Below are 13,562 nucleotides of genomic sequence, written 5' to 3'. Positions count from 1 at the left end.
CGATGCTCGACGACAAGGCGCTGGCCACCATCTTCCGCGATGCCCGCACGCATAATGGCTGGCAGGACAAGCCGGTGACCGACAAGCAGCTCCACGAGATCTACGATCTGATGAAGTGGGGTCCGACCTCGGCCAATTGCCAGCCTGCGCGAATCATCTTCGTGCGCACCAAGGAGGGCAAGGAGAAGCTGAAGCCGGCGCTGAGCGCGGGCAACACCGAGAAGACGATGACCGCGCCGGTCACGGCGATCCTGGCCTACGATCCCGAGTTCTTCGAGCACCTGCCGCGTATGTTCCCGCACGACCAGACGGCGATCCACTGGTTCAAGGGCAAGCCGTCGGCCGAGCCGACCGCGTTCCGCAACGGCACCCTGCAGGGCGCCTACCTGATCATCGCGGCGCGTTCGCTGGGTCTCGATTGCGGCGCCATGAGCGGTTTCGACAATGCCAAGGTCGATGCGGCCTTCTTCCCCGACGGCAAGTTCAAGACGAACTTCCTGTGCAACATCGGCTACGGCGACCATTCGAAGGTGTTCGCGCGCAGCCCGCGCTTCGAGTTCGACGAGGTCTGCAAGATCGTCTGAGCTTAGAGCCCGACGAAGGCGCCGATCTTCTTCCAGGGCAGCGGCAGCAGCGAGATCAGTGCCGCCAGCCCGAAGCCCAGGATGACCGCGCCCGATCCGCGGTTAAGCCACAACAGGCCGGTGCCGGTGAAGCGCGCGCGCAGCGACACCGACGCCGTGCAAATGATCGTCCACCAGGCGAGCGCGCCGCAGAACACAGATGCGACGAGAAGCGTGGCGTCGGGCAGGCTCGAGCCGACGCCCGCCAGGTTGCGGCCCGCGAAGGCCGCGCCGAAGGCCATCACCGTAAGCGGATTGAACACGGTGATGAAGAAACTCGAACTGGCGTAGTGGAAGTGCGTCGAGAAAGTGTGCTCCTGGTCGTCGGCGACCGGATCGCCGACGTTGCGCGGCCGGTGGCGCATCGTCGTCCAGCCCATGATCACCAGCACCAGCCCGCCGATGCCCAGCAACCAGGCCTCGCGCTCGATCACGAACCGCTGCACGAACGACAGGCCGAAGGCCGCGACCGCGCCGAACACCGCGTCGCCCAAAGCCGCGCCGATACCGGTCATGTAGCCCGCCATCGCGCCGACGGTGATCGAGCGGCGGATGCAGAGCGCCGCCGCCGGTCCGACCGGCACGGCGATGAGGAAGCCGATCGCCGCGCCCTCGATGGCGAGCGCGATGGGATTGAAGGCGAAGCCCGGCACGGTCATCGCGCCTAAAACCTCTCGGCCCTGAAGGGGCGCGGCGGCGCGACCAGCTTTTCCTGGGCCGTCACGAGCTGAAGCTCGCGCTCGCCCATCGCCTGGGTGACTTCGAGCACGGCGAAGATCGAGGAGGCAGCCTTGCCCAGTGCCTCGCCGATCTCGTCGCCGGCCACCCAATGGGCGGTGAAGAGCGCTGCAACCGCGTCGCCGGTGCCGTTCGGGGCGATGGGAAAACCGATCATCGGTGTTGCAACGCGCCAGGCCGCTTCGCGTGACACCGCCACCATTTCTATTGTGTCGGGGGCTGCATCGGCACGGCGCAGGCTCGTGATGAGCGCAAGACGTGGGCCCTGTCGTTCCCCGCCGAGCAGTATTCGCGCCGCCGCCAGCGCCTCGTCCATGGTCGCGACCTTGCGGCCGGTCAGCAATTCCAGCTCGAAATGGTTGGGCGTCACGAGATCGGCGGCCGGAATTGCGCGGTCGCGGAAGAAGGTGTCGATGCCGGGCTTCACGTAGACGCCGGTGTCGATGTCGCCCAGCACGGGATCGCAGCACCAGACGGCGCGCGGGTTGGCGGCTCGCACGCGGCCTGCGGTATCGAGCACGATGTCGGCAAGTGCTGCATCGCCGACGTAGCCGGTCAGCAAAGCGTCACAGCGTGCGAGCTGGCCCAGCGCCTCGATGCCCTGGACGATCTCGCCCACTTGTTCCGCCGATGCCGCGCGACCGCGCCACGCGCCGTAGCCCGTGTGATTGGAGAACTCGACCGTGTTCACCGCCCAGACTTCGTGGCCCAACCGCTGCAGGGGAAAGGTCGCTGCGCGATTGCCGACATAGCCGTAGGCGACATGGCTCTGGAGGGACAGGAAGCGCATGGCCGGCGCCACCTTGCCACAAGGAGGTCCGCCATTATAGTCCGCCGCGTTCCGGGGAGGCTTTATAAGATGTCGATGTCCGTCCGTCCGCGCCGCAGCGTTCTCTATATGCCGGGCGCCAACACGCGCGCGCTGGAGAAGGCGCGCAGCCTGCCGGCCGATGCGCTGATCTTTGATCTCGAGGACGCCGTCGCACCCGATGCGAAGGAAGCCGCGCGCGCCAACGTCGTCGCCGCCGCGCAGAGCAAGGCCTACGGCAAGCGCGAGATCGCGATCCGCTGCAACGGTCTTGCCACGCAATGGGGCGCCGCCGACATCACCGCTATCGCGAAATCAGGCGCCGATGCAGTAGTGGTGCCGAAGGTCGAGAGCGCGGCCGAAGTGGCGAGCGTCGTCGGCCTGCTCGATGCCGCCGGCGCGCCCGAGACGATGGCGGTGTGGGCGATGATGGAGACGCCCAAGGGCATCCTGCGTGCCGAAGAGGTGGCGGGATCACATCCGCGGCTCACTTTGTTCATCATGGGCACAAATGACCTGGTGAAGGACATGCGCGCGCGTCACACGCCGATGCGCCTGCCCATGGTGACGGCGCTCGGCCTCGGCATGCTCGCCGCCCGCGCGCACGGCCTCACCATCCTCGATGGCGTCTACAACGACATCAAGGACGAGGAAGGCTTCCGCGCCGTCTGCCAGCAGGGCCTCGAGATGGGCTTCGACGGCAAGACACTGATCCATCCCAGCCAGGTCGAGCCCTGCAACGAGGTGTTTGCGCCATCTGCCGCCGAACTCGAGATGGCGGCCAAGATCGTGGCCGCCTTCAAGCAGGCCCAGGCCGAAGGCAAGGGCGTGGTCACCGTCGACGGACGCATGATCGAGAACCTGCATGTCGAGCAGGCCGAGCGCGGGCTGGCGCTCGCCGCCGCGATCAAGGAGCTGCAGGGCGCGGCATGAGCAAGACCAGCAACGGCAACTTCTTCGAGGACTTCCGCGTCGGGCAGGAGTTCCGCCACGCCACGCCGCGGACGCTGACGGAGGCCGATGCGGCGCTCAACATCGCGCTCTACGGATCGCGCTTCGCCATCAACTCGTCCGATGTGTTCGCGCAGGCGATCGGCCTGCCGCGCGCGCCGCTCGACGACCTGCTGGTCTTCCATGTCGTGATCGGCAAGACCGTGCCGGACATCTCGACCAACGCCGTCGCCAATCTCGGCTATGCCGAGTTCCGCTGGGGCGTACCGGTCTATCCCGGCGATACGGTGTCGGCGCATTCCAGGGTGCTGGGCCTGCGCGAGACCTCCAACAGGGCAAGCGGCGTCGTCTGGGTGCGCTCGACGGGCGTCAATCAACGGGCTGAGATGGTGCTCGACTATGTGCGCTGGGTGATGGTGCACAAGCGCGATCCCGCCGCTGCCGTTCAGCCGACCACCGTGCCGAAGACGGCGCCGTCGGTGAAGCCGGAGGACCTCGTCGTCCCGGCAGGCCTGTCGCTGGCGGGTTACGACGACGGTGCGGCCGGGTCGTCGCATCGCTGGGAAGACTATGTCGCCGGCGAGCGCATCGACCATGTGAGCGGCATCACGCTCGAAGACTCCGACCACATGTTCTCGACGCGGCTCTATCAGAACACCGCGCGCGTTCACTTCGACGCCTTCGCCGGCAAGGACACGCGCTTCGGCCGTCGCCTCGCCTATGGCGGCCACGTGATTTCGCTGATGCGGGCGCTGTCGTTCAACGGGCTGGCCAACGGCTTCCGGGTCGCGGCCTTCAATGCCGGCAGCCATGTCGCGCCGACTTTTGGCGGTGACACGATCTACGCCTGGTCCGAGGTGCTGGAGACGGCGCCCCTGCCGGGCCGCTCGGACGTCGGCGCGTTGCGAATGAGAAGCATTGCGGCGAAGGATTGCCCGTGCGGCACGTGGCCGGGCAAGGGCGCCGACGGCAAGTACCATCCCGCCGTGGTGCTCGATCTCGACTACTGGCTGCTCATGCCGAGGCGCATTGCCTGAAAATGCCGCTCATCAGGCGGATTTTCGCTTGCGAATCCGGGGCTTAACGCACGTGCAACGCCGACATTCGTTGACTTGATACGGCTGCGCGCTAAAAACAGCGCCAGCCGATATCGGCAATAGAGGTCATCACGCGATGAGCGCTGCCAATCGGCCGACCAGTCGGCCGCTTTCCCCCCATCTGCAAGTCTATCGACTGCCGTTCCTGGCGAATCTCTCGATCCTGCATCGCGCGACCGGCATCGCCCTGTCGGTGGGTGCGCTCTACCTCGCGACTTGGGTCGTGTTCGCCTCGGGCAGCTTCGAGACCTATGCGAAGTTCCAGGCCTTCAACAGCTCGATCGTCGGCCGCATCGTGCTGGGCGGTTGGCTGTTCAGCCTCTTCTTCCACCTGTTCAACGGCATCCGTCATCTCTTCTGGGATTTCGGCTACGGCTTCGAACTGAAGGATGCCGATCGCAGCGGCTGGATCGTCGTGGCGGTCACCGCCGTGGCGACGGCCGCCACCTGGATCGTCGGCCTTCGGCTGATCTGAGGAGCCCTCCATGAACAGCGATCTCAGAAGTCATCTCAGCCGCGCGCGCGGTCTCGGCTCGGCCAAGAGCGGCGTCCATCACTTTTGGGTGCAGCGCCTGACGGCGGTCGCCCTGATCCCGCTGGTTGCCTGGTTCGCCGTCTCGCTGGTGATGCTGAGCGGCGCCGACTACGGGATGGTCCGCGCCTGGATCGGTTCGCCGGTCGTGATGGTGCTGCTGATCCTCACCATCTGCATCGGGCTGCATCACGCGCAGCTCGGCATCCAGGTCGTGATCGAGGACTATGTCCATAGCGAAGGCCTCAAGCTGGCCTGCATCGTGGGCATCAAGTTCATTGCGGTGTTCTTCGGGCTGGCCGCAGCGGTGGCCATCCTGCGTATTGGATTCGGGAGCTGAACATGGCCGAGGCGAGCAACAGCACCCCGCCGGTCGCTGGGGTCATCAACATCGGCAACACCGCCTACAAGGTGATCGATCACGAATACGACGTGGTCATCGTCGGCGCCGGTGGCGCGGGCCTGCGCGCGACCTTCGGCATGGCCAACAAGGGCTTCAAGACCGCCTGCATCACCAAGGTGTTCCCGACCCGCAGCCACACCGTGGCGGCGCAGGGCGGCATCTCGGCGGCGCTGGGCAACATGGGCCCGGACGACTGGCGCTGGCACATGTACGACACGGTCAAGGGTTCCGACTGGCTCGGCGACCAGGACGCGATCGAATACATGTGCCGCGACGGCATCGGCGCGATCATCGAGCTCGAGCATTACGGCGTGCCGTTCAGCCGTACGCCCGAGGGCAAGATCTACCAGCGCCCGTTCGGCGGCATGACGACGGAATACGGCAAGGGCATCGCCCAGCGCACCTGCGCGGCGGCCGACCGTACCGGCCACGCCATCCTGCACACGCTCTACCAGCAGTCGCTCAGGAACCACGCCGAGTTCTTCATCGAATACTTCGCCCTCGACCTGATCATGGACGAAGGCGTCTGCCGCGGCGTCATGGCCTGGAACCTCGACGACGGCACGATCCATCGCTTCCGCGCCCACAAGGTGGTGCTGGCGACCGGCGGCTACGGCCGCGTCTACCAGACGGCGACCTCCGCCCACACCTGCACGGGTGACGGCGGCGCCATGGCGCTGCGCGCCGGCCTGCCGCTGCAGGACCTCGAGTTCGTGCAGTTCCATCCGACCGGCGTCTACGGCGCGGGCTGCCTTATCACCGAGGGCGTGCGCGGCGAGGGCGGCTACGTCACCAACTCCAGCGGCGAACGCTTCATGGAGCGTTATGCGCCGACGGCGAAGGACCTCGCCTCGCGCGACGTCGTCAGCCGCTCGATGACCGTCGAGATCCGCGAAGGCCGCGGCTGCGGCCCGAACAAGGATTACATCGAGCTGCACGTCGAGCATCTCGATCCGAAGATCATCCACGAGCGCCTGCCCGGCATCGCCGAGACCGCGCGCATCTTCGCCGGTGTCGACGTCACGCGTCAGCCGATCCCGATCCTGCCGACCTGCCACTACAACATGGGCGGCATCCCGGCGAACTATCACTGCGAAGTCATGACGGTGAAGGACGGCAATCCCAACACCGTCGTCCCCGGCCTGATGGCGCTGGGCGAGGCCGCGTCGATCGGCGTCCACGGCGCCAACCGCCTGGGCTCGAACTCGCTGCTCGAGCTGGTCGTGTTCGGCCGCTCCGCCGCCAACCGCGTCGCCGAGCAGCTGACGCCCGGCCAGCCGCACAAGGACATGAAGAACGCTGGCGAGGAGGCGATCGCCCGTCTCGACAAGGCGCGTCATTCCAACGGCGGCACGCCGACCGCGCAGCTTCGCGCCATGATGCAGAAGACCATGCAGAACGATTGCGCGGTGTTCCGCACGACCAAGACCCTCAACGAGGGTTGCGAGAACATGGACAAGGTGTTCGCCGGCAAGGGCGACGTCCGCGTCAAGGATCGCTCGATGATCTGGAACTCCGATCTGATGGAGACGCTGGAGTTCGAGAACCTGATCCTCCAGGCCCAGGGCACGATCCGCTCGGCCGCGAACCGCCAGGAAAGCCGCGGCGCCCATGCGCAGGAGGATTTCCCGGACCGCAACGACAAGGAATGGCTGAAGCACACGGTCATCTGGGTCGACGAGCTTACGGGCAAGACCAAGATCGACTACCGCCCGGTCAACCTGCAGCCGATGAGCAACGACGTTCAGTCGTTCCCTCCCAAGGCCCGCGTGTACTGAGGCCTAAGTGCCGAAAGCGATTCGATATGGCTTGAAAGATCTTCGTGACACAAACGGAGATATAACGCCTTTCGGAGCTCGCGAGGCTCTTATCGTTGCCTCCGTACTTTTGCCGCGTGTTCAAGACAACGCGCCAATCACTTACGGCGATCTTTGCGCTGCAGTAAAGGGCAGGACCAAGCTAAATTGGATTCCTGTTCGAGTGGGTGAAATCTTAGGGACGCTTGGCGGCCTTCTGATTGAGTGGGGCGATGAGAGAGGCGTTGAATGTCCAGAGCTTCAGTCGTTTGCTGTAAACGGAAAGTTAGAAGTCCCAGGGCATGGCTTCTACGCCTTTGTTGAACGGAGATATGGTCTGAAACTGGCGAGTCTCGCGGATGCGCCACTTTCCGTTCAGCAGTATTGGACAGCAGTTGTTCATCGCGAGGTAAGAACTTTTGGGCAGTGGAATGAAGTTTTTGCCTTTGCGAGAAAACGTGCTGCACTAACAAAATCGGCATGGGATGCCGAAGTTTCAAAAAGCAGAAGGCGTACGCTCCGAGCTAAGGCTGCAAATAAAGCAATTCAAGCTTCGTTTGGCGGCGGTCCCGAAGGCGAAGAACATAAGAGACTTAAGGAAATTGTCAGGCGGAAACCCCATCTTTTTGGTATCTCGAAGAGACTAAAGCCTGATCCTATCGATGAAGGCGAGTTTCGCCTGCCTTCAGGTGATGAGATAGACGTTCTATTTCATGACAAATCGACTTTCGATTTAGTTGAAGTAAAGCCCTCGAATGCCGCGGGATTAGAGCATCGAAAAGGCCTTTATCAGTGTGTCAAGTATCGAAGCATTCTCGCTGCAATGGCTCGACTGAGCGGTGAAAAGTGGACGATCCGAGCGAAGCTTGTTTGCGGAGGCAATGTTGAGGAAGACATTCTTCGTGACGCAAAGCGCTTGAAGGTCGATGTTTTTCAAGGCGCCTGTGCGCATAGTTGAGGAAGAAAATGGCCGAGTTTACTCTCCCCGCCAATTCCAAGGTCGGAGTCGGCGAGACTTACAAGGCTCCAGCGGGCGCCAAGAACATCAAGAAGTTCAAGGTCTACCGCTGGACGCCGGAAGACGGAAAGAACCCGTCGGTCGACACCTATGAAGTCGACATGGACACCTGCGGTCCGATGGTTCTCGACGCGCTGATCAAGATCAAGAACGAGATCGACAGCTCGCTGACCTTCCGCCGCTCCTGCCGCGAGGGCGTCTGCGGTTCGTGCGCGATGAACATCGACGGTACCAACACGCTGGCCTGCACCAAGTTCATCGACGAGGTGAAGGGCGACATCAAGATCTACCCGCTGCCGCACATGCCGGTGGTGCGCGACCTGGTGCCCGACCTCAACGTGCCCTACGCCCAGCTCACCTCGATCGAGCCGTGGCTGAAGTCGTCGACCCAGCCGCCGACGCGCGAGCGCCTGCAGTCGCCGGAAGAGCGCGCCAAGCTCGACGGCCTGTGGGAGTGCATCCTGTGCTTCTGCTGCTCGACCTCGTGCCCCAGCTACTGGTGGAACGGCGAGCGCTATCTCGGCCCGGCCATCCTGCTGCAGGCTTATCGCTGGATCGCCGACAGCCGCGACGAAGCCAAGGGCGAGCGCCTCGACAACCTCGAGGACCCGTTCCGGCTCTATCGCTGCCACACGATCATGAACTGCACCAAGACCTGCCCGAAGCACCTGAATCCGGCCAAGGCGATTGCCGAGATCAAGAAGCTGATGGTCGAACGTACCGTCTAGCGGCTCGTCTTTTGCTATGCTGAAGCCCTGAGACAGAACAGGGGGCTTCAGCCATGACACTCAAATCCATCGCAGCCGTTGCCGTATTGTCGGGCGCGGCGCTCGCCGCCGGTCCGGCGTCGGCCGGCCAGACCTTCGACGCGGTCAAGGCCAAGGGCTTCGTCCAGTGCGCGGTGAACACCGGCTTGGCGGGATTCTCGTTCGCCGACAGCCAGGGCAAGTGGACCGGCCTCGACGTCGATCTCTGCAAAGCCATTGCCGCCGCGATGTTCGGCGACGCCGAGAAGGTGAAGTTCACCCCGACCACCGCCCAGCAGCGCTTCGTCGCCCTGCAGTCGGGCGAGGTCGACGTCATCACCCGCAACGCCACGCAAACCCTGCTGCGCGACACCTCGCTCGGCTTCAACATCGCCGGCGTCAATTTCTACGACGGCCAGGGCTTCATGGTGACGGCCAAGAGCAACATCAAGAGCGCCAAGGAGCTGAACGGCGCCACGGTCTGCGTGCAGCCGGGCACCACCACCGAGCTCAACCTCGCGGACTATTTCCGCGCCAACAAGATGACCTTCAAGCCGGTGCTGATCGAGAAGCTCGACGAGCTATTGCAGGCGTATGCTGCCGGCCGCTGCGACACCTACACGACCGACGCGTCGGGCCTCGCCGCGGCGCGCGCCGGCCAGCTCTCGGGCAAGGGCGAGCACGTCATCCTGCCCGAGCGCATCTCCAAGGAGCCGCTGGGCCCGATCGTGCGCCACGGCGACGACCAGTGGTTCGATCTCGTGAAGTGGACCCTGATGGGCATGATCGAGGCCGAGGAGATGGGCATCACCTCCAAGAACATCGACGAGAAGATGAAGAGCGACGATCCCGCCGTGAAGCGCTTCCTCGGCATCACGCCGGGCTTCGGCAAGGCGGTCGGCGTCGACGAGAAGTGGATGTACAACGTCATCAAGCAGGTCGGTAACTACGGCGAGAGCTACGACCGCAACGTCGGCCCCGCGACCGCCCTCAAGCTCGACCGCGGCCAGAACGCGCTCTGGACGAATGGCGGCCTGATGTACGCGATCCCGTTCCGCTAAATCGTCGAACGTGAGCCGCCGGGGCGCGGACGCCCCGGCGTTTTCAAACTCAATCCTCGCGATCGAAGCGCATCTTCTTGATGCGGCCGGTCGAGACTTCGAGGGCGACGATCTTGCCGGCGCGGTCGCGCACGAGATGGGCGAGCTGGGTGGCCTTGATCCAGCTGCCCGGCGATTCCAGCTCGACCGTGTCGGCGTCGAGGCCGCGCACCATCCACGGCGCGCCGCCCGAGATCAGCGGGCCGCCGACCTCGACCTGCCAGTCCGCGCCCGCCCGCGAAATACGCCACACCGCGGCGCAATCGGACGACACGTAGGTGCCGGCGATCGCCGCGGGCACGGCCGCGCGCTTGCCGACCTTGCTGAAGGCGAGCACACGGCCCGCGCCGAGATCGACCTTGAGCGTGCCCTTCGGGCCGGGCTTCAGGGCGAACTCGTAGGAGCCGCGCTCGGCCGCGAACCAGCCGCCGGCGCGACGGCCGAGCGCAAAGGGCAGGCCGTTCTGCGTCACGATCGCCTCGTCGTTGCGCCATGCCAGGTCGAACAGCGACGGCTCCGCCGCATTGAACCAGGTGCCGGTGAGCGGCCGGGTCTCGGCCGCCGTAATCGGCGGCAGAGCGGGCTTCATCCTCTTGTTGTCTTCGAGCGCGAGCGCCGCGATGGCGCGGGCGCGACGCCACGGATCGATGCTGCCCAGGTTGGCGATCACCACGACGGTGAGATCGGCCTTCGGCACGCGCAGGAACTCGGTGCGGAAGCCCGGCCACAGGCCACCATGGCCGACCGTGGTCAGGCCGCGCAGCTCCTGCACGGCGACGCCACGGCGATAGTCGTTGGCCTTGCCGCCGGTCAGCGGTGCAATCGCGGTCAGTTGGGCCGGGATCGTCTTGCCGAGCACCGGCTTGTCGAAATGCCGGCTCCAGATCAGCAGGTCCTCGACCGTCGAGGTGAGGCCGCCTTCGCCGCCCTGCGGATAGGCATGCGCGGCGCGACGGAAACCCTGCTCGCGATCGCCGAGATAGCCGGTGGCGAGGTTCGGGATCACCGCGTCGATCTCGGCGATCAGCGAGGTCTGCGCCATGCCGAGTGGCTTGAAGATGCGCTCGGCCAGCACATCGCCCAGCTTCTTCTTCGCGAGCTTCTCGACGATGCGGCCGAGCAGCAGGAAGTTGGTGTTGCTGTAGAGGAAGCGGCTGCCGGGCGCGAAGTTGAGATGGCGGTTGCGCGTGCAGGCGTCGAACAGGTCTTCGGGCCGGGCCGGCTTGTCGAGCCCGTGGCCGCCCAGCCGCAGCAGCTCGAGGAAATCGGGCAGGCCGCTCGAATTGCGCATCATCTGGTCGATCGTGACCGGCAGCGGCGGCAGCTCGGGCAGGTACTTGTGTGGCGGATCGGAGAGCTTGAGCTTGCCCTCGGCCGCCAGCATCAGCGCCGCCGTCACGGTGAACTGCTTGCTCACCGAGGCGATGCGGAAGCGCGTGTCGGGTCGGATCGGCACGCCGAGCTCGATGCTCGCCAGGCCGAAGCCCTTGCAGAACTCGATCTCGCCGCCGCGCATCACGCCGACGACGGCGCCCGGCGAGCCGGGCTTGGTGTAGGGGGCAAACAGCGCGTTGACGCGACGTTCGAAGACGGTGGATTCGATGGCTTTCGACATGCAAGCCAGTCAATCGAAGCGGCTCGCCCTTGTAAAGGCGAGCCGGTACCTTCGGACGAAACGACGGAGGAAACGCGCGATGGATCGTCAGTTCGTGAAGATCGAGAAGGGCCTGGGGCCGCAGGGCCGCATCGCCGTCGTGCGCTTCGACCGCGGCGACAACATCAATGCGCTGAGCCAGCAGGCGATGCGCGAGCTGCGCGACGTGCCGCGCGACTTCGAGGACGACATCGAGACGACGGTGGTGATCCTCACCGGCACGGCGAAGGCCTTCTCGGCCGGCTTCGATCTGAAGGACCCTGAAGGATGGGCGCGCGCGACCCTGCCGGTGGGCGAGCGCATCCAGAAGCAGCGTGTCGGTCCGAAGATGTGCAAGGCCTGGCAGGACATGGACCAGGTCACCATCGCCGCGATCGAAGGCCATTGCGTCGGTGGCGGCGCGGCGCTGGTCGTGTCGCTCGACTTCCGCACCTGCGGGCGCTCGGCGCATTTCCGCATTCCCGAGGTCGAGCTCGGCATGAACATGAGCTGGGGCTCGATCCCGCGCATGCTGGCGCTGATGGGCCCGGCGCGCACCAAGCAGGCGGTGATCCTGGCGTCCGATCGCATCGGCGCGGCGGAAGCGCTGGACTGGGGCCTGGTCGAGAACGTGGTCGACGATGGCCAGGCGCTGGCCGCCTCGATGGCATTCGCCGAACGCATCGCGCGCCAGCCGCCGATTCCCGTGCGCATGACCAAGGCCACGGTCAATCGGCTCGCCCACGCGCTCGACGATCTCGGCAGCCACATGGATGCCGACCAGAACGTGCTGACGGGGCTCACCGAGGACTACAAGGAGGGAACGTCGGCCTTCCGCGAAAAGCGCAAGCCGTCGTTCAAGGGGCGTTGAACGGACCGCAGGCCTCCAGGCCCGCATTCATGAGCGGGCCGGAGGCCCGCGGTCCGGATGATCAGAGCTTCCGTGTCGGAAGCTGGTCGATGATGGCCTGGCGTGCCGGGTCTTCCAGCATCGCCCAGCGGCCGATCTCCTCGATCGTGCGCTTGCAGCCGATGCAGAAGCCGCTCTTCTGATCGAGCTTGCAGATGCCGATGCAGGGCGAGACGACCCGGCGGGTCATCGACGATGTCGATGGAGGCATGGCGCGGTCAGGTCTTCTTGCCGAGCTCCGCGAGCTGGCTCTGCAACTCGTCGAGCTTGCGCTTCAGGTCGTCGATCGCCGCGTCGTTGGCGGGAGCGGCGGCTTCGGTCTTTTCCGGCTCGTGGCCGTTGGCGGCGGTCGGCACCGGCATCTGTCCGAACGGCGATTGCCCGTTGGGCATCGCGCCGTTCGGGGCCTGGCCGTTGGGCGTCGTGCCGAACGGGTTGAACATCCGCATGGCGTTCTCGAACATCGCCATGTTCTGCTTGCCCATCGACTCGAACTGCTGGAACGGGTTGAACCCGAAGGCATTCTGCATGTAGCGGCGCATCTGGTCCTGATTGCGCGCGAACTGCGTCATCGACATTTCGAGATACTGCGGCACCACGCCCTGCAGGCTGTCGCCGTAGAACGAGATGAGCTGGCGCAGGAAGGGGATCGGCAGCAGCGTCTGGCCGCTCTTGCTTTCTTCCTCGAAGATGATCTGCGTCAGCACCGAGCGCGTGATCTCGTCGCCGGTCTTGGCGTCGTAGACGACGAAGTCGGTCTTGTCCTTCACCATCTGGGAGAGATGGTCGAGCGTCACATAGGCCGAGGTCGCGGTATTGTAGAGCCGCCGGTTCGCGTACTTCTTGATCACCACCGGCGCCGCTTTCGGTCCGCCTTCGGGTACTGCCTGGTCGGCCATTACGCTTCGCTCCTCTAGCTCCCAAGCGCAGTGAACGCTCGTTTACTGGGATCGTTCACCTTAGCGCCGATGCCGCAATGCGACAAGACGGGCTTTGCTGCTGCGAAGGCAGCGCGAGCGCGACGTGGCGTTCCGATGCGTTATAGTGAGTGCATGGCCTCCGGAAACGACGACAAGACTGAGGGAACTGGCGCCGAATTCGACAAGCTGGCCCGGCGTTACCTCGATTTGTGGCAGGCCCAGCTGGCCGGGCTGGCGTCGGACCAGGCCGTGACCGAGCAGATCGCCCGCCTGTTTGCGGCTGCGAA

15 protein-coding genes are annotated in these 13,562 nt (G+C 65.0%); 10 read left to right on the top strand and 5 right to left on the bottom strand.

Going from position 1 to position 13,562, the window contains the following annotated elements:
• Positions 1 to 2: 2 nt before the first annotated feature.
• On the top strand, positions 3 to 584 hold the full coding sequence (locus AC1RP5_RS00600; RefSeq protein WP_493108617.1) for a malonic semialdehyde reductase: 582 nt from the start codon (positions 3 to 5) through the stop codon (positions 582 to 584).
• Positions 585 to 586: 2 nt separating this feature from the next.
• Here the strand turns inward: AC1RP5_RS00600 and AC1RP5_RS00595 are convergent, their stop codons facing one another.
• Both AC1RP5_RS00595 and pdxY read right to left on the bottom strand, forming a co-directional pair.
• Positions 587 to 1,282, bottom strand: coding sequence for a LysE family translocator (locus tag AC1RP5_RS00595; protein ID WP_493108616.1), 696 nt, complete (start codon positions 1,280 to 1,282; stop codon positions 587 to 589).
• A gap of 5 nt (positions 1,283 to 1,287) precedes the next feature.
• Positions 1,288 to 2,151: a pyridoxal kinase PdxY gene (gene pdxY, locus AC1RP5_RS00590; RefSeq protein ID WP_493108615.1), complete on the bottom strand. Its 864-nt coding sequence runs from the start codon at positions 2,149 to 2,151 to the stop codon at positions 1,288 to 1,290.
• Positions 2,152 to 2,220: 69 nt separating this feature from the next.
• Between pdxY and AC1RP5_RS00585 the strand changes: the two genes are divergently transcribed.
• From AC1RP5_RS00585 to AC1RP5_RS00550, 8 genes are all read left to right on the top strand, one after another.
• A complete protein-coding gene (locus tag AC1RP5_RS00585; RefSeq protein WP_493108614.1) occupies positions 2,221 to 3,102 on the top strand; it encodes an HpcH/HpaI aldolase/citrate lyase family protein in 882 nt (293 codons plus the stop codon).
• Positions 3,099 to 4,157, top strand: a complete 1,059-nt coding sequence (locus AC1RP5_RS00580) for a MaoC family dehydratase (protein WP_493108613.1) — start codon at positions 3,099 to 3,101, stop codon at positions 4,155 to 4,157. The genes AC1RP5_RS00585 and AC1RP5_RS00580 overlap by 4 nt, the downstream gene beginning before the upstream one ends.
• Positions 4,158 to 4,293: 136 nt before the next feature.
• Complete coding sequence (sdhC, locus tag AC1RP5_RS00575; protein WP_493108612.1) at positions 4,294 to 4,692, top strand: succinate dehydrogenase, cytochrome b556 subunit; 399 nt, start codon at positions 4,294 to 4,296, stop codon at positions 4,690 to 4,692.
• Between the two features lie 10 nt (positions 4,693 to 4,702).
• Entirely contained in the window at positions 4,703 to 5,089 is a 387-nt protein-coding gene (gene sdhD / locus AC1RP5_RS00570; protein WP_493108611.1) for a succinate dehydrogenase, hydrophobic membrane anchor protein, read from the top strand.
• Positions 5,090 to 5,091: 2 nt separating this feature from the next.
• Positions 5,092 to 6,930 (top strand): succinate dehydrogenase flavoprotein subunit, encoded by a 1,839-nt coding sequence (gene sdhA, locus AC1RP5_RS00565; RefSeq protein ID WP_493108610.1) that lies wholly within the window; start codon positions 5,092 to 5,094, stop codon positions 6,928 to 6,930.
• A 7-nt stretch (positions 6,931 to 6,937) separates the two neighbouring features.
• The gene (locus AC1RP5_RS00560) at positions 6,938 to 7,906 is read left to right on the top strand and encodes a hypothetical protein (RefSeq protein WP_493108609.1); all 969 of its coding nucleotides are present in this window, start codon (positions 6,938 to 6,940) and stop codon (positions 7,904 to 7,906) included.
• Between the two features lie 8 nt (positions 7,907 to 7,914).
• Complete coding sequence (locus AC1RP5_RS00555; RefSeq protein ID WP_493108608.1) at positions 7,915 to 8,694, top strand: succinate dehydrogenase iron-sulfur subunit; 780 nt, start codon at positions 7,915 to 7,917, stop codon at positions 8,692 to 8,694.
• A gap of 53 nt (positions 8,695 to 8,747) precedes the next feature.
• Positions 8,748 to 9,773, top strand: coding sequence for an amino acid ABC transporter substrate-binding protein (locus AC1RP5_RS00550; RefSeq protein WP_493108607.1), 1,026 nt, complete (start codon positions 8,748 to 8,750; stop codon positions 9,771 to 9,773).
• 49 nt (positions 9,774 to 9,822) lie between these two features.
• Here AC1RP5_RS00550 and AC1RP5_RS00545 read toward each other — a convergent pair whose 3' ends face one another.
• A complete protein-coding gene (locus tag AC1RP5_RS00545; RefSeq protein ID WP_493108606.1) occupies positions 9,823 to 11,427 on the bottom strand; it encodes a serine hydrolase domain-containing protein in 1,605 nt (534 codons plus the stop codon).
• Positions 11,428 to 11,506: 79 nt separating this feature from the next.
• Between AC1RP5_RS00545 and AC1RP5_RS00540 the strand changes: the two genes are divergently transcribed.
• Positions 11,507 to 12,316 carry an enoyl-CoA hydratase/isomerase family protein gene (locus tag AC1RP5_RS00540; protein ID WP_493108605.1) on the top strand — a complete coding sequence of 270 codons (810 nt, stop codon included), beginning with the start codon at positions 11,507 to 11,509 and terminating at the stop codon, positions 12,314 to 12,316.
• Between the two features lie 61 nt (positions 12,317 to 12,377).
• On the opposite strand, the gene AC1RP5_RS00535 is transcribed toward AC1RP5_RS00540, so the two are convergent.
• Entirely contained in the window at positions 12,378 to 12,545 is a 168-nt protein-coding gene (locus tag AC1RP5_RS00535) for a DUF1289 domain-containing protein (RefSeq protein WP_493108604.1), read from the bottom strand.
• A gap of 28 nt (positions 12,546 to 12,573) precedes the next feature.
• Entirely contained in the window at positions 12,574 to 13,254 is a 681-nt protein-coding gene (gene phaR / locus AC1RP5_RS00530; RefSeq protein WP_493108603.1) for a polyhydroxyalkanoate synthesis repressor PhaR, read from the bottom strand.
• Between the last annotated feature and the right edge of the window lie 308 nt (positions 13,255 to 13,562).

It is taken from the genome of Reyranella sp. GW821-FHT12G01, assembly GCF_058806575.1.
The sequence above is the reverse complement of the archived record's forward strand: the minus strand, read 5'-3'. Positions and strand labels throughout refer to the sequence as shown.